15 protein-coding genes are annotated in these 17,542 nt (G+C 70.3%); 8 read left to right on the plus strand and 7 right to left on the minus strand.

Features of this window, described 5'->3' with window-relative positions:
* Positions 1–54: 54 nt before the first annotated feature.
* The 5 genes from AC1DXI_RS04215 (at position 55) to AC1DXI_RS04235 (ending at position 5,071) form a co-directional block, all read left to right on the plus strand.
* Positions 55–936 (plus strand): ArgP/LysG family DNA-binding transcriptional regulator, encoded by an 882-nt coding sequence (locus AC1DXI_RS04215; RefSeq protein WP_476937573.1) that lies wholly within the window; start codon positions 55–57, stop codon positions 934–936.
* 86 nt (positions 937–1,022) lie between these two features.
* Positions 1,023–2,003 carry a DMT family transporter gene (locus tag AC1DXI_RS04220; protein WP_476937574.1) on the plus strand — a complete coding sequence of 327 codons (981 nt, stop codon included), beginning with the start codon at positions 1,023–1,025 and terminating at the stop codon, positions 2,001–2,003.
* Between the two features lie 9 nt (positions 2,004–2,012).
* Positions 2,013–2,474, plus strand: a complete 462-nt coding sequence (locus AC1DXI_RS04225) for a metallopeptidase family protein (protein WP_476937575.1) — start codon at positions 2,013–2,015, stop codon at positions 2,472–2,474.
* 10 nt (positions 2,475–2,484) lie between these two features.
* The gene (locus AC1DXI_RS04230) at positions 2,485–3,405 is read left to right on the plus strand and encodes a cation diffusion facilitator family transporter (RefSeq protein ID WP_476937576.1); all 921 of its coding nucleotides are present in this window, start codon (positions 2,485–2,487) and stop codon (positions 3,403–3,405) included.
* A gap of 190 nt (positions 3,406–3,595) precedes the next feature.
* The gene (locus tag AC1DXI_RS04235) at positions 3,596–5,071 is read left to right on the plus strand and encodes a C40 family peptidase (protein ID WP_476937577.1); all 1,476 of its coding nucleotides are present in this window, start codon (positions 3,596–3,598) and stop codon (positions 5,069–5,071) included.
* A 51-nt stretch (positions 5,072–5,122) separates the two neighbouring features.
* On the opposite strand, the gene AC1DXI_RS04240 is transcribed toward AC1DXI_RS04235, so the two are convergent.
* The 6 genes from AC1DXI_RS04240 to AC1DXI_RS04265 form a co-directional block, all read right to left on the minus strand.
* Entirely contained in the window at positions 5,123–5,935 is an 813-nt protein-coding gene (locus AC1DXI_RS04240; protein ID WP_476937901.1) for an ABC transporter permease, read from the minus strand.
* Between the two features lie 139 nt (positions 5,936–6,074).
* Entirely contained in the window at positions 6,075–7,151 is a 1,077-nt protein-coding gene (locus tag AC1DXI_RS04245) for an ABC transporter ATP-binding protein (protein WP_476937578.1), read from the minus strand.
* Between the two features lie 40 nt (positions 7,152–7,191).
* The gene (locus AC1DXI_RS04250; protein ID WP_476937579.1) at positions 7,192–8,280 is read right to left on the minus strand and encodes a LolA family protein; all 1,089 of its coding nucleotides are present in this window, start codon (positions 8,278–8,280) and stop codon (positions 7,192–7,194) included.
* 109 nt (positions 8,281–8,389) lie between these two features.
* Positions 8,390–9,157, minus strand: coding sequence for a hypothetical protein (locus AC1DXI_RS04255; protein ID WP_476937580.1), 768 nt, complete (start codon positions 9,155–9,157; stop codon positions 8,390–8,392).
* Positions 9,158–9,219: 62 nt separating this feature from the next.
* Positions 9,220–11,970: a PEP/pyruvate-binding domain-containing protein gene (locus AC1DXI_RS04260; RefSeq protein ID WP_476937581.1), complete on the minus strand. Its 2,751-nt coding sequence runs from the start codon at positions 11,968–11,970 to the stop codon at positions 9,220–9,222.
* A gap of 43 nt (positions 11,971–12,013) precedes the next feature.
* Positions 12,014–13,051 carry a universal stress protein gene (locus AC1DXI_RS04265; protein ID WP_476937902.1) on the minus strand — a complete coding sequence of 346 codons (1,038 nt, stop codon included), beginning with the start codon at positions 13,049–13,051 and terminating at the stop codon, positions 12,014–12,016.
* Positions 13,052–13,523: 472 nt separating this feature from the next.
* Here AC1DXI_RS04265 and AC1DXI_RS04270 point away from each other — a divergent pair, with 472 nt between their 5' ends.
* Positions 13,524–14,153 (plus strand): NAD(P)/FAD-dependent oxidoreductase, encoded by a 630-nt coding sequence (locus tag AC1DXI_RS04270; RefSeq protein ID WP_043423421.1) that lies wholly within the window; start codon positions 13,524–13,526, stop codon positions 14,151–14,153.
* A 40-nt stretch (positions 14,154–14,193) separates the two neighbouring features.
* Here the strand turns inward: AC1DXI_RS04270 and AC1DXI_RS04275 are convergent, their stop codons facing one another.
* On the minus strand, positions 14,194–14,787 hold the full coding sequence (locus tag AC1DXI_RS04275; protein ID WP_476937582.1) for a copper resistance CopC family protein: 594 nt from the start codon (positions 14,785–14,787) through the stop codon (positions 14,194–14,196).
* 121 nt (positions 14,788–14,908) lie between these two features.
* Here AC1DXI_RS04275 and AC1DXI_RS04280 point away from each other — a divergent pair, with 121 nt between their 5' ends.
* Complete coding sequence (locus AC1DXI_RS04280) at positions 14,909–16,351, plus strand: NCS2 family permease (RefSeq protein WP_476937903.1); 1,443 nt, start codon at positions 14,909–14,911, stop codon at positions 16,349–16,351.
* Between the two features lie 226 nt (positions 16,352–16,577).
* Positions 16,578–17,537 carry a formimidoylglutamase gene (gene hutG / locus AC1DXI_RS04285; protein WP_476937583.1) on the plus strand — a complete coding sequence of 320 codons (960 nt, stop codon included), beginning with the start codon at positions 16,578–16,580 and terminating at the stop codon, positions 17,535–17,537.
* Positions 17,538–17,542: the final 5 nt, after the last annotated feature.

Below are 17,542 nucleotides of genomic sequence, written 5' to 3' on the forward strand. Positions count from 1 at the left end.
CGCCCGCCAAAGATGAAACCAGTTAAAGATTCTGTTGATACGTAAGATGGGCTAATGATGGAGATCACCCCAGAGCAGGCCCGGACACTGGCCGCGATTCTGACGCACGGGAGCTTCGACGCCGCGGCCGCGCACCTGTCCGTGACGCCTTCGGCGATCAGCCAGCGGGTGCGGGCACTCGAGACCGCCGTCGGCCGGCCGGTCCTGACCCGGGCGCGTCCGCCCGGACTCACGGAGCCCGGCGAGGCCGTGGTGCGCTTCGCCCGGCAGCTGGAATTGCTCTCCGCGGACCTGGCCGAGGAGCTGGAGCCGGACCAACCCCGCGGGGCGACGCCGCTGACGCTGGTGATCAACAGCGATTCCTTGCACACCTGGGCGCTGGCCGGCCTCGCGGCGGCCAGTGACAACGTCCGGCTCGAGATCCTGCGCGAAGACCAGGAGCACTCGTTGGACCTGCTGCGCGCCGGAGCCGCCGCTGCCGCGATCACGGCGACGGCCCAGCCCGTGCCCGGCTGTTCGTCCAGCAAACTGGGCACCATGCGCTATCTGCCGGTGTGCGCTCCGAGGTTCACCCGGCGCTGGTTTGGGGCCGGGGCGACCGGCGCGACGCTCGCCGCGGCTCCCGTTGTGGTCTTCGACCGCAAGGACGATCTGCAGGACCGCTGGCTGCGCCGGGTCAGCCGCGCCCTCCTTCAGCCGCCGCGCCACTATGTCCCGGCCGCCCAGGAGTTCGGCGATGCCATCCGCTGGGGCATGGGCTGGGGCATGATGCCGGAGATCGAAATCGGCGAGGACCTGTTGGCCGGCAGGCTCGAGGCGCTCGCCCCGCGGGCGCACGTGGACGTTGCCCTCTACTGGCAGCAGTGGCGGCGCGGCTCGGCGGCGCTGACCGACGTCGCGGCCGCCGTCCGGGCGGCGGCGCGCGTCCTGCGCTGAGGACATCCGGGATGTTGGCAGGATCTCGACTAGACGTGACCGATTCCCGCCAGCCGGGCGACGGCGGGAACGGCTAGATTGACAGCATGGCAACAACCGCCGCATCCGGCCCCACTCCGTCCGCAGGCCCCCACGAAGGGTCTCCGCACGCTGCCCCCGCACCCGCCCCGCAACCTGCGCCGCCCCCTTCCGGGCAGCCGGGCACGATCAGCAGACTCGGCATCGCCGCCGTCGTCGTCACTGTGGTCCTGTGGGCCTCCGCGTTCGTGGGCATCCGCGCCGTGGGCCCGAGCTTCTCCCCCGGTTCCCTGACGCTCGGCCGGCTGGCGGTTGCCGCCGTCGTGCTGGGCCTGCTGGTGGTGCCCAAGCTCAGGGGCCTGCCCCGGGGCCGCGAGTGGTGGCCCATCCTGGCCTACGGCGTCATGTGGTTCGGAGGCTACAACATGGCCCTGAACGCCGCCGAACATATGCTCGACGCCGGCACAGCCGCCCTGCTGATCAACGTCAACCCCATCCTGGTCGCCGTCATGGCCGGCGTGATCCTGAAAGAAGGGTTTCCGCGCTGGCTCATCATCGGCAGCCTGATCGCGTTCGGCGGCGTGGCCGTGATCGCGCTTGGTTCCGGCCAGCGGTCGACGGCGGATGTGGCCGGCGTGCTGCTCTGCCTGCTCGCGGCCGCGCTGGCCGCGGTGAGCGTGATCGTCCAGAAGCCGGTGCTCCGCAAGTTCCCGGCCGCCCAGGCCACCTGGTTCGGCATCATGGTGGGCGCCCTCTGCTGCCTGCCCTTCAGCGGCCAGTTGATCACCGAGCTGCAGGCCGCTCCCCTGCCGGCCACACTGGGCCTGGTCTATCTGGGCATCTTCCCCACCGCGATCGCGTTCACCACGTGGGCCTACGCGCTCTCGATGATTGATGCGGGACGCCTCGCCGCCACCACCTACCTGGTCCCGGGCACCACAATCCTGATCTCCTGGCTGGTGCTGGGCGAGATTCCGACCATCTGGGGCCTGGTGGGCGGCGCGATCTGCCTCGTGGGCGTGGGGCTGACCCGGCGCCGGTCCCGCTAGAGTTTGCCTATGCCCTCCTCCCTGCCGCCTGGCCTGCCGATCGTTCCGAGCGGCGGGGACGGCGGTGACAATGGTGACGGTGGTGACGGCCAGGCTGACGGCCCCTTCCCGATGTCCGAGGCCGATTTCGAGGCCGCCGTGAGTGATGCCCTGGACCGGATCCCGCCCGATCTGGCAAAGACCATGAGCAATGTCGCGATCTTCATCGAGGACGACTACACCCCGCAGCCCGGGGAGGATCCGGACACCGTGCTGCTGGGGCTCTACGAGGGCGTCCCCCTGACCGAGCGGGACTCCTGGTGGGACGCCGGTTCGCTGCCCGACCGGATCACCATCTTCCGCCAGCCCATCCTGGATATCTGCGCCTCCCGGGAGGACGTGATCGAGGAAGTCACCGTGACCGTGGTGCACGAGATCGCCCACCACTTCGGCATCAGCGACGCGCGCCTGCACGAGCTCGGCTGGGGATAGCCTTGTAGGCATGGGACACGACCACAGCCACACGCACGGCGTTACCGCCACAGGGAAGCACCGCAAGCGCCTGGTCGCCGTCCTGGCCATCACGCTCGCCGTGGTGCTCGTGCAGACGGTCGGCGCCGTGGTCTCCGGATCCCTGGCCCTGCTCGCCGATGCCGGGCACATGCTCTCGGACGCCGCCGGCGTCTTCATCGCCCTGCTGGCCGCGTGGATCGCCACCCGGCCCGCCAGCGATCTGCGCACCTACGGTTACCAGCGCGCCGAGGTATTGGCGGCCCTGGCAAACGCCCTGGTGCTGATTGTCATCTCCGTGGTCATCTTCACCGAGGCCATCCGCCGGCTCGGCGCCACCCCCGAGGTCCACACCGACATCATGCTCGCCGCGGCGGTCCTCGGCGCCGTCGCCAACCTCGTTTCCCTGCTGATCCTGCGCGGCGCCCAGAAGGACAGCCTGAACGTCCGCGGCGCCTACCTCGAAGTCCTGGGGGATCTGCTGGGCTCCTTCGCCGTGATCGCGGCGGCGGTGGTCATCATGGTCACCGGGTTCCAGGCGGCCGACACCATCGCCTCGATCCTCATCGCCCTCATGATCCTGCCCCGGGCCTGGCACCTGCTGCGCGACGTCGTGGACGTGCTCCTCGAGGCCACGCCCAAGGGCGTGGACGTTCAGATGATCCGCGAGCACATCCTCGCAGTGGACGGAGTGGTATCCGTCCATGACATCCACATCTGGACCATTACCTCCGGCGTCCCCGTCTTCTCCGCCCACGTGGTGGTGGAGGACGCGGCGCTCGGCGCCAAGGGCGCCGACCGGGTCCTGGACAAGCTCACCAGCTGCCTGGGCTCCCACTTCGACACCGAACACTGCACATTCCAGCTCGAGCCCGCCACGCATTCAGAGCACGAGGCCCACCAGCACGCCTGACCGGCGGCGGGACACACCCGCAGCGGACGTGGCCAAATGACACTCGTGTTGTTTATGTTATTCATGTGACTCGTGTTGCCAAAGTAGCCTTTGGCACGTAGCCTCATGCCTGCTGGGTGATCCGCAGAGGGCTTTCACGCGCCAAATCCGACCTCGCTCACTCCAGCCTGAGACTTCAGCGAGGTTGCCCATGAGTTGGACCGGTTCCGGCCGCAAGACGGCTGTGCTCTGCACCGCCGTCGTCCTCCTTGGAACGCTCGCGCTCCCCGCCCAGGCCGCACCGCCGATTTCCGCGCCGGCGGCTGCCAGCCGGGTTCCGGCCTCGCCCGAGATCCCCTCACCGGAAGAAATCGCTGCCGCCAAGTCCAGTGCGAGCTCGACGGCGGCAGAGGTCACCAGGATCGACGGGCTGCTGGCCGACGCGTCGGCAGGCCAGGAAACCAGCCTGGCCGCATCCCTGCAAGCAAACAACGCGTACGGCGAGGCCCTCGTGGAGCTGGCCACACGCCGTGACGCGGCGGCTGTGGCGGCCGCCCGGGCTGCCGCCGCCGGGACGGAACAGGCCAAGGCCCGCAAGCAGGTTGGCCAGCTGGCCGGCGACCTGTACCGCAACGGCGGCCTGAACCCTGCCCTCAGCAGCTTTGTCAGTGGCTCCGGACGGGCCCTGGAGGATGCCGCCACGTTGGAGGCTGTAACGGCCGGACGTGCGCGGGCCTTCGAGTCCGCGGAAAACGCGGCCACTGCCGCGCAGTCCCTGACCGAGGCCGCAGCGGACGCCAACCGCGCCGCCGACGAGGCCGCCGCGACCGCCGAGGACCGCAAGGCCGACGCCGACCGCGCCGCCGCCGCCCAGCGCCAGGTCGTGGCCGATGCCAAAGCGCAGCGCAGCGCGCTTGTGGACCAGCTGGCAAGCCTGAGGAACACCACTGCGGCGCTGGAATCGGCCCGGGTGGACGGGCTCGACCGCCAGCGCCAGCAGGCTCGGCTCGCAGCATTGACCGCGGCGACCGGCTCCGCGCCGCAGCCCGGCACGGGTTCACAGCCTGCCCCGGCAGCACCGGGACGGGACGATTCGGCTGCAGGGCAGACAGCCGCTCCTGCTCCGGTCGACGTGCCGGCCCCCGCTGCAGCGCCCGCCCCCGCTCCTGCACCCGTTCCGGCACCCGCGTCCGCGCCGGATCCCGCGCCAGCACCCGCTCCGGTCCCGGCACCCGCTCCGGCACCCGTTCCGGCACCCGTTCCGGCGCCCATTCCTGCGCCCGTACCCGTTCCGGTTCCAGCGCCGATTTCCGGCGGGTCAAACCAGACCGCGATTTCGGTGGCGCTCGGCAAGACCGGATCGCCGTTCTTCTACCAGTACGGCGGAACCGGGACCCGTGGGTTTGACTGCTCGGGACTGGTGCAGAATGCGTTCGCCGCGGCCGGCAAGTACCTGCCCCGCACGGCCTCCCAGCAGTTCGCCCAGGCCCCCGTCCATGTCCCGCTCTCCCAGGCGCGTCCCGGCGATTTGTTTGTCTGGGGTTCGGCACCGGGCTTCTACCACGTGGCGATCTACCTCGGCGGCGGCCGCGTGGTCCAGGCACTGAACCCCGACGCCGGCATTACCGTGACCGATGTTGCCGCCATGGCCGGGATGCAGCTGTACGGCTATGCGGCCCGTTACTGAGACCAGTTCCGGGGCACCGTTCCGTGGGTTCCGTTACGGCCTGTCTGGCGGCTAGGAGAGCACGTCCTTGGTGATGAACCTGCCGTAAGCCAGCGCGCCAAAGACGGCGACGTAGCCGCCCTGGAGGAGGGCATTGGCGGCAAGGGAATCCCAGGAGACCGGTTGCCGGAGGAGATCGCCAAAGTCCAGCCAGTAGTGGCTGAAAAGCCAGGGATGCAGCCATTCGAGTTGCGGCAGCGCGTCCAGGACCTGCGCGACAACCGAGAGCACCACGGTGGCCGCCATGGCCCCCACCGGAACATCCGTCAGGGTGGAGATGAACAGCCCGATCGCCGACAACCCCAGCAGCGAAACCGCCAGATAGGCGGCAATCAGCAGGAGCCGGATCATGGCCTCGCCCGTGCCGATCGTGTCGCCGGAAAGCAAGGTCACCGGCCCCACCGGGAAAAGCGCCGCACCGATTCCGGCCCCGGTCAGGGCCACCACAAGCGGGGCAACGACCACGAACACGGCCGCCCCGGCATACTTGATGATCAGCAGGCGGATCCGCCCGGCGGGAGCCACCAGCAGGTACCGCAGGGTTCCCTGCCCGGCCTCGCCGGCGATCGTATCTCCGGCCACGACGCCGACGGTAAGGGGCAGGAACAGCGGAACCGAGACCACCATGGCCGTGACGCCCACGAACAGGCCGTTCTGGGCGATCCGGTCCAGGAAGGCCGGCCCGCGGCCCGGCGGCACGGCCGAGGAGACCCGCACCGCCACCGCGATCAGGATCGGGATGGCCGCCAGCGCGCACAACATGGCCCACGTCCTGCGGCGGCGGAACAGCACCCCGAGCTCGGACGCCAGCAGTCCGCCGGTCAGGGACCCGCGCCGGGACGAAGGGGCGCCTGCCCCGCCGTCGCGGCCTGCGGCCCCTCCACTGCGGCCAGGGGCTGGTCCGCTGCGGCCGGCCGCCGGGGCAAGTGATGGTCCGGCGGCCGGATCGCCCAAGGATGAGCTGTTACTGGACAACGTCGAACCCCTCCCCCGTCAATGCCACGAAGCGGTCCTCGAGGCTGGCCTGTTCGGTCGCGAAGCCGCGGACCCGGACCCCCGCCGCCACCAGGGCGGCCACCACAGCTTCCGGCTGCACGGCCGCCCGCTCCACGGCCCGGGCGGATCCTCCGTCTTCCCGGGCGGCCGCCCCTGGCGGAGCCACAGCCGGAGCCGCAGGCAGTGACGCGAACAGGGCCGCGTCCGTCCCGGAGCCGGCGGCACCGGAACCATCGCCGCCGGAAGCACGGCCGTCGGCGCCCAGAGTCGCGGTCAGGCCCAGGCCCGCCAGCACCTGCGCCGCGGTCCCCGGATCCGGGGTCAGCACGCGGATCCTTGCCTGGCCCGCCCCGCGAAGTTCCGCCAGGGTTCCCTGCGCCACAAGCCGGCCAGCGCTCATGATGGCCGCATGGGTGCAGATCTGCTCGACCTCGGCCAGCAGGTGGCTGGAGACGAACACCGTGGCGCCGTCGGCCGCGAGCGATCGCACGAGGCTCCGCACTTCACGGGTGCCTTGTGGATCCAGCCCGTTGGTGGGCTCGTCCAGCACCAGCAGTTCCCGCGGGGCGAGCAGGGCGTTGGCGATCCMCAGCCGCTGCTTCATCCCCAGTGAATAGGCCCGGACCTGTTTGTCCGCGGCGTGCGTCAAACCCACCCGTTCCAGGGCTGACTGGACGCGGGCACGCCGCGTCGCGGCCGAACCATAGGGGTCCGCGGCGTCCATGCGGCGCAGATTGGCGGCACCGGAGAGGAACGGATAGAACGCCGGTCCTTCCACCAGCGCCCCGACCCGGGGCAGCACGACGTTCAGTTTCCCGGGCATCTCCTCGCCCAGCACGCGCAGGGAGCCCCCGGTGGCCGTGGCCAGGCCGAGCAGGAGCCTGATGGTGGTGGTCTTCCCCGAGCCATTCGGGCCCAAGAAACCAAAGACCGCGCCTTTCGGCACGGCCAGGTCGACGCCGTCGACAGCCATCTGCTGGCCGAACCGTTTGGTCAGGCCCCTGGTCTCAATGCTCAGCTCGGCCGCCGGCCCGGCGGCGCTCACGCGGCCGTCACCGGGCAGTCACCGGATACCGCGCCCGTCATCACTTCTCTGCGGCAGCGGCCTGGAGCCGCTCCAGTGGCACGGAGCCGGCAACGACCCGGCCGTCGTCGAGCACCAACACGTTCACCAGCGCGGTAGACAAGACCCGGCCGCCCTGGACCGGAACGGTGGCCTGTTCGAGCAGGGCCGTAGCGTCCGACGCCGGTCCGGCCGTTCCCGCCGGGAACTCAAGAACCGAGTCCCAGCCGGAGCCGGTGACAGCCGGCTTGCGGGTGCTGTCCTTGGCTGCCGGGGCCGTCGCGTTCCCGGCGTCGTTGCCGTGCTTGTGCTCCTTTACCGGAATCTCCTCGACCGTGGCGCCCGGCGGCGGGGTGAACGCGAAGACCGACGCGTCGGGGGCCCCGAGGGTCAGGCTGGTGTAGGCGACGCGGAAGGCGGGATCCGACTGTCCGCGCGCCTTGATCTCGACGCCCAGCGGCAGCCCGGTCTGGCCGTCAACAGCTACTGCGATGGACCCGACCAGCGTCGCATCGGACTTCGGTGTGAGCACCAGGTTGTAGGCGGCCCGGCCGGCTACCTGGACATCGGCTCCCACCGCCACGTCCGTGCCCGGTTCGATCTTGGCCAGAAGCATCGCGGCGAGCTGGTCGGGGGTGGCGGTGATGTCGCTGCCGGCGCTGTGACGGCCGGTGTCACCGGCGTCGTCGGCCGGGAACTGGGCATGGGCGGCTGTGTTGTCCTTGGAGTTGTAGAACCACACGTCGTTGCCGTGGCGGATGGCGTTGCGTTCGGCCAGCCGGTCCATCACCTGGATGCGGGCGTTGTCCGGGCCGTCGCGATATATCCGCGCGGTGTGCGGGCCTGTGAGCAGCTCGAGCCATGCCGTGCTGGACGTGTCCGAGCCGGCACCGGTCCTGGGCAGCTCGGGGAGCCCGAGCTCAGAGGACTGTTCCAGGGTTCCGGAGAGGGCAGGCTCGCTGTGCTGGGCGATCAACTGCAGCACCTGCTCCGGTGTCTTGGGCGGCAGGGGGTCCCCGGCGCTGGCGGGCAGGGATCCGGCCAGCGCGCCGGCGGCAATGACGGCCGGAACGGCGACGGCGGGCAGCCAGCGCAGCCATTTGGGCGTCATCGTGACCGCGCCCCGGGAAGAGATGTTCCAACTATCCGCGCCTGGGGAATGCGCGCTTCAGTGCAGCTCATAGGTCAACAGTACGCCTGGCCCCGGCAGCCCGGTTGTCCTACTTCAGCACATTAATGGTCAGTTCCACCGCGCCCAGCAGGAACGCGAGCACGGACGTGCCAAGGCCCGCCACGAGCAGCAGGCCGGGATGGGCCAGGCCCACCACTACCCGCCTCAGCCTGGGCCTGTCCCGCAGGAACTTCTTGGGCACGGCGCCCGGTTCCGGCGTCTGTTTCCAGCCCCGGAGCCGCCGCAGGAACCAGGCGCAGCGAATGATGAAAGCCAGCCACAGAACGGAGACCACCAGCGGGATCGCGGCCAGCAGGAGGTTGAAGCCCACCGCGGTGACCTCGCGTTCGGACGCCCCGACGAGTGACTGAAGGGTGGTGGAGATCGAGGCGCTCATGACCACGGACACGCCCCACACAAGGAAGGCGGCGATCAGGGCCAGGAAGCGGACGAAGAAATGGCCCAGGACCGAGTCCCGACGCGGCTTCAGGTAACGGCGCGGGGTGGCGTGCAGAAGCGCGATGCTTGCCAGCAGCGTCGGCAGGGCGGCCAGGCCAACCAGCACATACCAGGACCAGCCGGCCAGATCCAGGAATTCATCGGCCACGATCAGCACCGCCCAGAACCCTGCCCACGCCCAGCCGGCCGTGAGCGGACGCCCGACGAACCAGTCCGGCAGCCACCCGTCCTGGTCCGCGGGCGCGGGGACTCCGTCCGCGGGGATTTCGGGCGGCCGGGTATCAGGCGCCGGGGTGCCTGCCGCGGGCATTCCGGCGGTCCCGGGCTCCCGGCCCTCGGAGCCGCGCTCTTCGCTCATGGGCCCACTGTAGCGAGCCGGCCGACCGCATGGCGCGGCGGCCGCCGCCGCGGGTGACGGCGCTAGTTGGCCGGCGTCACGGTGCCGGCGGCGCCGTCGACCGTAATGCTGTGGCCCGTGGTGATCCTCGCTGTCGCGTCCGGGACCCCCACCACTGCGGGGATCCCGTATTCCCGTGCGACGACGGCGCCGTGGGAGTTGGGCCCGCCCATTTCCATCACGAGGCCGCCGGCCGTCAGGAACAACGGCGTCCAGCCCGGATCGGTGGACGGCGCCACGAGGATCTCGCCGGGCTCCAGATGCGCGCCGTGGGGGTCGAGGATCACGCGGGCCCTGGCCGTGATGATGCCGGCCGAGGCTGGCGTGCCGGAGAGCCGCCCCGCGCCGCCGTCGGAACCCGTCGGCCCCCATTCGCCGGCGGCGGTTCGCACTGCACCGGCCTGGGCAGCACCGGTCTGCACCGCCTCGGGCTCGGTGCCGTCCGAGAGCAGCACACGGGGAATGTGCCGGCGGCCCAGTTCAGCCGCATATGCGTCCCGGCGCTGGGCCACAATCCCCTGCAGAGCGGCGCCGCCGAGCCCCCGGTGCGCGTCGGTCAGGTCGACGAAGAAGATATCGTCCGCCGCATCGATGGCCCCGGCCGCGGCGAGTTCACCCCCGACGGCCGCCAGCTGCTGCCGGACGGCGCCGAGCGCTTCCACGAGGTGGTACTTGGGCAGCTCACGCAGCCCGGCGAACATCCGGGTCCGCCGCAGCGCGGCCCGCACGAGTGCACCGCGAAGGCGGCTGCGCTGCCCCGCGGCGGCCACAAGCCGACCTACCTGCGCCTCCGCCTCGCGCGCCGCCTTGCCGAACTGCCGGTCCGGGGCAAGCGCAGGATCATCCATGCGCAGATAGTTGGCCAGGACCCCCAGGATGTGGGTCGGGTCATCAGACCAGCGGGGCATGCCGACGTCGATCTCCGCCACGGCGCGGTGGCCGTACCGGCCCAGGAAGTCCCGCAGCCCGGATTGCACGACGCCGGGGAGGTCCGCCGCCCGGTAACGCCGGGCTATCTCGGGCAATGCGGCGTCGCCGAACACCGCCGCCGACGCCGGGTCGTTGCGGATGGCAGTAGCCAGCGACCATAGATCCAGGTCCATTTCGGTGGTCACGTTGTTGGGCAGCCCCCGCAGGACTTCCTGCAAGGCCCCGTTCCCCGGGTTCCCGGCGAGTTTTCCGGCCGCGGCCAGCAAGGCGAACCCCAGGGCGGGCAGCGGCAGGATCGCGGGAACCACGGGAAAGACATGCAGGCCGAGGATCCGCTCGACGTGGTCCAGGCGCTGCGTGGCGGTGGCGCCGGCGGGCACCGCGAGTGCGGCGCGGAGCTGCTCGCCCACACGGTCTGCCCGGCGCAGTGCCGCCTCGGGACGGATGAGGGCGCGGATCAGGGTCTCCGGGACCTTCGCCCGGGCCGCCACCGGGGCGACGTGGCGCAGGAGCCGCCACGGGGTTTTTGTGGTCACGGAGAACCTGGGATCGGCGAAAAGGTTGCGCAGCACGGTGGCCGAACGCGCCTCCATGACGTCAAACACGCGGGGGACGATCGTGCGCCCGGCCTGGCTCCGGACCACCGGCGTGAGATCGAAGAAAATGCGCTGACCGGCTTCCGTGTAGGGCGCGGGCCCGTCACGGGGCACCGGCACCGGGAAATGCGCCGCCCCCGCAACCGAGGACGCAATCAGCCGGATGCTGGCAAGGCCCATCGGGGTGAGGGGCCGGGTGAGCCCTTGGGCCAGGCTGAAGCACAAATACACGCGCGGGGCCGGCCCGGAGGGAGGCCGGTCCGGCGTCGGATAGAGCGTGGTGATGGGCCTGGACTGCGTGAGCCATACGGCACCGTCCTGGCCGATGGCCCATTCGAGGTCCTGCGGCGAGCCGAAGTGCACCTCCGCGCGGCGGCCCAGGAGCTCCAGGGCGGCCAGTTGGGCGTCGTCCAGGCTGGGCGCCAACCCTGCGTCCGGTTGCGCCACCCGCTCGGTGCCGCCGCCGGGCAGGGGGCGGATGAGCATGCCCTTGTCCCCGAGTCGCCGCTCGAGAATCCGTCCGGTGGCGCCGTCGATCACGAAGTGGTCAGGGTTGACCGCCCCGGACACCACGGCCTCCCCTAGCCCCGGGCTGGCGTCGATGACGGCCTCGTGCCGCCGGCCCGTCACGGGATTGGCTGTGAACAGCACTCCGGCCACGGCCGCGTCCACCATGCGCTGGATCACCACGGCGAGGGACACCGCGGAGGGCTCGATCCCCTGCACCGCGCGGTAGGTCACCGCGCGGTCTGTCCACAGCGAGGCCCAGCACCGGCGGACGGCAGCCAGCACGGCATCCGCGCCCACCACGTTCAGGAATGTGTCCTGCTGGCCGGCGAAACTGGCGAACGGCAGGTCTTCGGCGGTCGCGGAGGACCGCACCGCAACTGCCGTGTCAGCGCCCAGCGCCGCGTAGGCGGCGCGGACGGCGGCGTCGATGCCGGCGGGGACATCGGCGTCGAGCACCAGCGCGCGGGCCTTCGCCGCAAGCGAAGCGAGCCCCGCCAGGTCGTCGGGGGCTGTTGCGGCGAGGGCGCGGTGCACGTCCGCCAGCGCCGGGGATGCCGTGGCGTCCAGATAGGCCCGGGTGGTCAGGCAGAAGCCGGCGGGCACCGGCAGGCCGGCGCGTGCCAGTCCGCCCAGGTTCGCCGCCTTCCCGCCGACCGTGGCCAGCATGTCCGGGCCAAGGCGTTCCAAGGCCAGGACCGGCCCGCCCTCGGCAGGGTCCGGCGTCCCGGGGTGCTCCATCCGCAATCCGTCCTTCCGACGCCGGGCCCGTGGCCTCGGGATCCTAAGAGTCGCCGAGCATCGGACCGAAGCTGGCCCTGTCCGCCAGCCGCGGGTCGTCGCGGTCCGGCACCACCATGACCGGCCCCTTGGCGTGGTGGAGAACACCGTCGGACGTGGAGCCCAGCAGCATTCCGGTGAAACCGCCGCGTCCGCGGGTGCCGACCACCACAAGCTCCACGTGCCGGCTGGCGTCGACGAGGATGTCGACGGGCGATCCGTCCACGAGCTGCGTCTCCACCTGCAGGGCGGGGAAGTGGCTCCGCAGCCAGGCCACGCCGGCGTCGAGCTGGACCTTGATGTCGGCGAACAGGGCGTCGCGGTCCATCGGGGTGGGCACCCATGCCAGCGAGCCGGTGTACTGCGGCACCGCGCACACCACGCGGAGCCGGGCGGAGAGCCGCTCCGCCTGGGCTGCGGCCTCCAGCACGGCGACGCGGGCCTGCTCGGAGCCGTCGACGCCGACGACCACGACGTTCTCGACCGGCTGGCTGCCCGACTTTGCCCGTTCGGCGAGGACGTGCTTGTCCTCTGTGGTTTCGCCCAGGCGGTCCGAGCAGATCAGCGGCACAGTCACGGTGGGGCACTTCGAGTGGGCGGGCAGCGCGCTGCTGACGGAGCCGAGCAGCCGGCCCACGAAGCCACCGCGGCCGCGGGTGCCAAAGACCAGAAGCTCCGCGGTTTCGCTGATTTCCAGCAGCACGCCGGACGCGTCCCCGTTTTCGACGGACGCGTCGACGTCGATGTTGTAGAACGCGATCTTGTCCATGGCGTGCTTGAGGATGGCTTCGGCGCCCTCGCGGATGACGGAGTCGTCCACCGTGGCGTAGCCGCCGTCGAGCCCGGAAGCGGCGAAGATCGGAACGGAATAGGCGGTCACGATGTGCAGCGGGCGGCGGCGGCGCTCAGCCTCGCGGGCTGCCCAGACCAGGGCGCAGTGGCTGTGGTCCGAGCCGTCCACTCCCACGACGATTCCGCGGGGCGGCGCCGGCTCGCCACCGGTCTCCCATGCCGGGTCCGGATGCACCTGTTCACGGCCCATGGGGTCCGCCTCCTCGCGATTCATGCCTGATGTTGCGGCTATTCTGCCAGAAGTACTGCCGCCCGGCGTCCACCGGCGAGGCGGCCCGGAATCCGCGTACAGGAACCCCTGATTTTCCTCACTATTCTCGGTTATTTGCGAACATTCAAGACGGCGGCGGGGGCGTCCCCGGCGGGCCTTGGCGGAAGGATTTACGCAGAGTTAACACGCCGTTTCATGTCCCGGATTCCCGGGACTTTGGGACGGTTTCCATTGGATCCGGGCACGGAAACCGCCGAAATCCGGGACCACAGCCGATGTCCTACCTCCCCTATCCACGGGCGGGAATCTTAGGTATCCTTCGAGGCACTGCTGAACCGAGACTGGTATTCCAGAAAACAGCCGCTGGGGCTGTGGAACCAGGCTTGGGTTGGCGTCCGGGGTTTCCCCCGCGACTCGCACCATTTCAAGGAGGTACCCTGCAGTGTCGAGCATGCCTTTGTACGGCGGGATTGAGCGGACCACCGCCGTAGTCATCGGGACGGGGCTCTCCGGCCTGGCCGTGGCCAGCGAGCTCCAGCGCCGGGGTGTCTCGTCCATCATTGTGGACGGGCTCGACCTCCTGGGAGCCGGCCATCCGGCCAACACCTCATCGCTCCAGCGCTGCGATGCGGCGGACGCCGCCAGCCTGAGGGAGCGCAACGAAATCCTGCGGCACCTGCGCAACTACGCCGCAAGCCACAAGCTCGACGTGCGGAACAACATCCGGGCCCTGCAGCTGGACCTCCTCGAGGCTGGCACGGACGGCTCAGCCACGGAGAAGTGGGCCGTCCAGACCCCCGGCGGGGTCCTGCTGGCCGACCACCTTGTCCTGACCCGCTGCGCCCACAGCCAGCTGCGCCGCATGCTCTCGGAGCTTGGCATGGCGGCCGGGCAGAACCTCATGGCGGCGATGCATGCACTCGGAATGTACCTCGTGGGCGTGGGCGAGCTCATTACCCCGACGCCCAAGGAAGTCCTGCGCCAGGCCAAAGTGGTGGGACAGGCGATCTCCGCCAAGGTCCACCCGAACGGGATCCCCGCGCTGCTGCCTGGCGGCTTTGCCCTGGCGGCCCCCGCCTAGCAGCGCTTTAGTCGCGCTGCCAGGGGCGCGTTGGCTTGGTTCAGCCTTCGGTGTCGCTGCCCTCGTCCGGGGTGAGGCGGCGTTTGGCCATCAGGCCCAGGGCCACCAGGATGCCGACCCCGACGGCGACGAAGACCATGACGCTCCAGGGAAACTGCTGCGACCCGGCCGGCGCAGGGGCGGGCGCCGGTGTGGTCCCCGGCTGGGCGGTGTCCATCGTGGGGACGCCGGCAGCCGCCGTCGGGCCCGCTGCCGCCGCCGTCGCGGTGAAGGTGAAGCTGCCCTCGATCGGGTGGCCGTCGGAACTGGCCACCCGCCAGTGCACGGTGTACTGCCCCGCGGGGGCGCCGGACTTCAGCTTCTGCGCAGCGACGTTGTCCACGATCTGTACCGGGCCGTCCGACCAGTTGGCGCCAGAGGCGTCGTTGACCACGATCTGCGAGCCCAGTGCGAGCGGATTATGGTTGAACGTGACCGAGACCTGCTCCGGCGGTGCCGCGACGGTTGCTCCGGTGGCCGGGCTGGTGGACTCCGCCGTATCGTGCGCCGACGCCGGGCTCACGGCTCCGAGCAGGACGGCCACAAGGACGACGGCGCCCAGCAGGGCACTGCGAAGCTGTCGGATGGGGCGCATGGGCAGGCTACTCCTAGTGTTGGCTTCCTTACAGACTAGGCGAAAACGCAGGGTTGGCCGTTGGACGCCAAATAGGATTTAGGCAACACACATCACTCCCGGAGGACTAATGCAAGACCTAATGCTCAAGCAAGGCTCCGCACTCGACCGGTATTTCAAGATATCCGAGCGGGGGTCGAACGTCTCACGCGAGATCCGCGGAGGGTTCGCCACGTTCTTCGCCATGAGCTACATCGTGGTGCTGAATCCCCTCATCCTCTCCGGGCCTGATTCCACGGGCGCAACGCTCGGCTTCCCCGCCGTCGCGGCCGTCACGGCCTTCGTGGCCGGCATCCTCACCATCCTCATGGGCGCGTGGGCCAAGCATCCCTTCGCCCTGGCCACCGGGCTCGGCGTCAACGCGTTCGTCGCCGTCACGGTGGCCACGAACCCCGGCCTGACCTGGCCGGACATGATGGGCCTGGTGATGCTCTCGGGCATCACCATGCTGATCCTGGTCCTCACCGGCTTCCGGACGGCCGTGTTCAAGGCCGTTCCCGAGGGGCTGAAGACCGCGATCGTGGTGGGCATCGGCCTGTTCATCGCCCTGATCGGCCTCGTCAACGCGGGCTTCGTGCGCCGCATCCCGGATGTCGCCGGCACCACCGTCCCGGTCGGCCTGGGCTTCGACGGCAAACTCCTGGGCTGGCCCACGTTCGTGTTCGTCTTCGGCCTGGTCCTGACCATTGCGCTGGTGGTCCGCAAGGTCAAGGGCGCCATCCTGATCGGCATCGTCGCCTCGACCATCCTGTCCGTGATCCTGGAAGCCATCCTGCACATCGGGCCCAGCTTCGACGGCAAGAACCACAACCCGCAGGGCTGGTCCCTCGTGGCCCCGACGTTCTCCGAGTGGGCGGCCCCGGACCTGTCCCTGATCGGCAAGGCCAACCCCTTTGGCGCCTTTGAGCACCTCGGCTTCGTCGCGGCAACCCTGCTGGCGTTCGTGATCCTGCTCAGCATCTTCTTCGATGCCATGGGCACGATGGTGGGCCTGGCCACCGAGGCCGGCACCATCGACAAGGACGGCAACATCCCCGACGTCGACCGCGTGCTGCAGGTCGACGCCCTGGGCGCGATCATCGGCGGCGGCGCCTCCGTCTCCTCGAACCAGATCTACGTCGAATCCGGTGCCGGCATCGGCGAAGGAGCACGCACCGGCCTGGCATCCGTCGTCACCGGCCTGCTGTTCCTCGTGGCCATGTTCTTCACCCCGTTGATCAACCTCGTGCCGTTCGAGGCCGTGGCCCCCGCACTCGTGATCGTCGGCTTCATGATGGTCTCCCAGGTGGGCAAGATCGACTGGCAGGACTGGGGCATCGCGATCCCGGCCTTCCTGACCTTCACCCTCATGCCGTTCACCTACTCGATCGCCAACGGCCTGGGCGCCGGCTTCATCAGCTTCGTGCTGATCCGGCTGTTCCAGGGCCGGGCCCGCGAGGTGCACCCGCTCATGTGGGCCGTGGCCGCCGCGTTCCTGCTCTTCTTCGCGATCGGCCCGATCGAGGCCGCCCTCGGGATCCACTAACGCCCGCTCCCGCCTTCCCGTCCGCCGAGACGGCACTTCGCGGCAGTGTTTTCGAAAACATTGCCGTGAAGTGCCTCCCCGCCCGCACCCTAACCTCGCAAGCTCGGTCAGGGAACCCTGCGGGCGTGGGCCCACTCGGCGGCGTTTAAGCCCAGTTTCCGGGATTCCGGACAGTCCGACGGCGGCGCTGCTGGTTTTCCGGCCCGGGCTGCGGTGAGCTAGGGGGATGGTTTCTCCCGCGCTCCCCGTTGATGTCACGCCCCTGCCCTGGACCGGCAGGTTCGACGGCGACGGCGACGAGCACCGGCGCTGGTGGCAGGCGGTGACCCCCTACGCTCCCCGCACGGTTCCGGCAGGTTCCCCTGCTGCCCGCTCCGCCGTCATCCTCGGCTTCGGCAGCGACGCCGGGGTGCGGCGCAACAAGGGCAGGACCGGCGCCGCGGCCGCCCCCGCCGCCATCCGGGCCGCGCTCGGGCCGCTCGCGTTCCACCTGTCGCGGGCCGTGCACGACGCCGGTGACGTCACCGTGGCCGGGGACGCCCTGGAGGCGGGGCAGGCACGTGCCGGGCTCGCAATCACCAGTTTGCTCGACGCCGGCCGGCTTCCCGTGGTGCTGGGCGGCGGCCACGAGACCGCCTTTGCCAGCTACCTCGGCGTGGCGGGGTCGGCGGCCGTGCGCGAGGGCCTGCGCGTCGGCGTGCTGAACCTCGACGCTCACTTCGACCTCCGCGATGAGCCGGTGCCCAGCTCCGGCACCCCGTTCCTCCAGATGGCCCGCGCGGAAGCCGCCGCCGGCCGCGAACTGCGCTACGCCGTCGTCGGGATCTCCGAGCCGAACAACACCCGTACGCTGTTCCGGACGGCAGAGGAGCTCGGCGTGGACTACCTGCTCGACGAGGATTGCTCGGCGGAAGCCGCGCACACCTTTGTGGCGGCGTTCCTGGCACAGGTGGACGCGGTGTACCTGACCATCGATCTGGACGTGCTGCCGGCCTCTGTGGCCCCCGGGGTGAGCGCTCCGGCCGCCTATGGAGTACCGCTGCCGGTGATCAGCGCCGTGTGCCGTCAGGTGGCTGCGAGCGGGAAGCTCCTGCATCTGGATATCGCCGAGCTGAACCCGGAGTTCGATATCGACGGCCGCACCGCCAAAGTGGCCGCCCGGCTGGTCAATACGCTGCTGGGATAGGTGGC

It is taken from the genome of Arthrobacter sp. P1_H7 (assembly GCF_056405215.1).

Excerpts from the sequence above, each read along its gene's own strand:
- AC1DXI_RS04220 (WP_476937574.1), top strand. The coding sequence starts at position 1,023 with ATGGCAACAACCGCCGCATCCGGCCCCACTCCGTCCGCAGGCCCCCAC.
- AC1DXI_RS04225 (WP_476937575.1), top strand. The coding sequence starts at position 2,013 with ATGCCCTCCTCCCTGCCGCCTGGCCTGCCGATCGTTCCGAGCGGCGGG.
- AC1DXI_RS04265 (WP_476937902.1), bottom strand. The coding sequence starts at position 13,051 with ATGGGCCGTGAACAGGTGCATCCGGACCCGGCATGGGAGACCGGTGGC.
- AC1DXI_RS04230 (WP_476937576.1), top strand. The coding sequence starts at position 2,485 with ATGGGACACGACCACAGCCACACGCACGGCGTTACCGCCACAGGGAAG.
- hutG (WP_476937583.1), top strand. The coding sequence starts at position 16,578 with ATGGTTTCTCCCGCGCTCCCCGTTGATGTCACGCCCCTGCCCTGGACC.
- AC1DXI_RS04280 (WP_476937903.1), top strand. The coding sequence starts at position 14,909 with ATGCTCAAGCAAGGCTCCGCACTCGACCGGTATTTCAAGATATCCGAG.
- AC1DXI_RS04260 (WP_476937581.1), bottom strand. The coding sequence starts at position 11,970 with ATGGAGCACCCCGGGACGCCGGACCCTGCCGAGGGCGGGCCGGTCCTG.
- AC1DXI_RS04275 (WP_476937582.1), bottom strand. The coding sequence starts at position 14,787 with ATGCGCCCCATCCGACAGCTTCGCAGTGCCCTGCTGGGCGCCGTCGTC.
- AC1DXI_RS04215 (WP_476937573.1), top strand. The coding sequence starts at position 55 with ATGATGGAGATCACCCCAGAGCAGGCCCGGACACTGGCCGCGATTCTG.
- AC1DXI_RS04250 (WP_476937579.1), bottom strand. The coding sequence starts at position 8,280 with ATGACGCCCAAATGGCTGCGCTGGCTGCCCGCCGTCGCCGTTCCGGCC.
- AC1DXI_RS04255 (WP_476937580.1), bottom strand. The coding sequence starts at position 9,157 with ATGAGCGAAGAGCGCGGCTCCGAGGGCCGGGAGCCCGGGACCGCCGGA.
- AC1DXI_RS04270 (WP_043423421.1), top strand. The coding sequence starts at position 13,524 with ATGCCTTTGTACGGCGGGATTGAGCGGACCACCGCCGTAGTCATCGGG.
- AC1DXI_RS04235 (WP_476937577.1), top strand. The coding sequence starts at position 3,596 with ATGAGTTGGACCGGTTCCGGCCGCAAGACGGCTGTGCTCTGCACCGCC.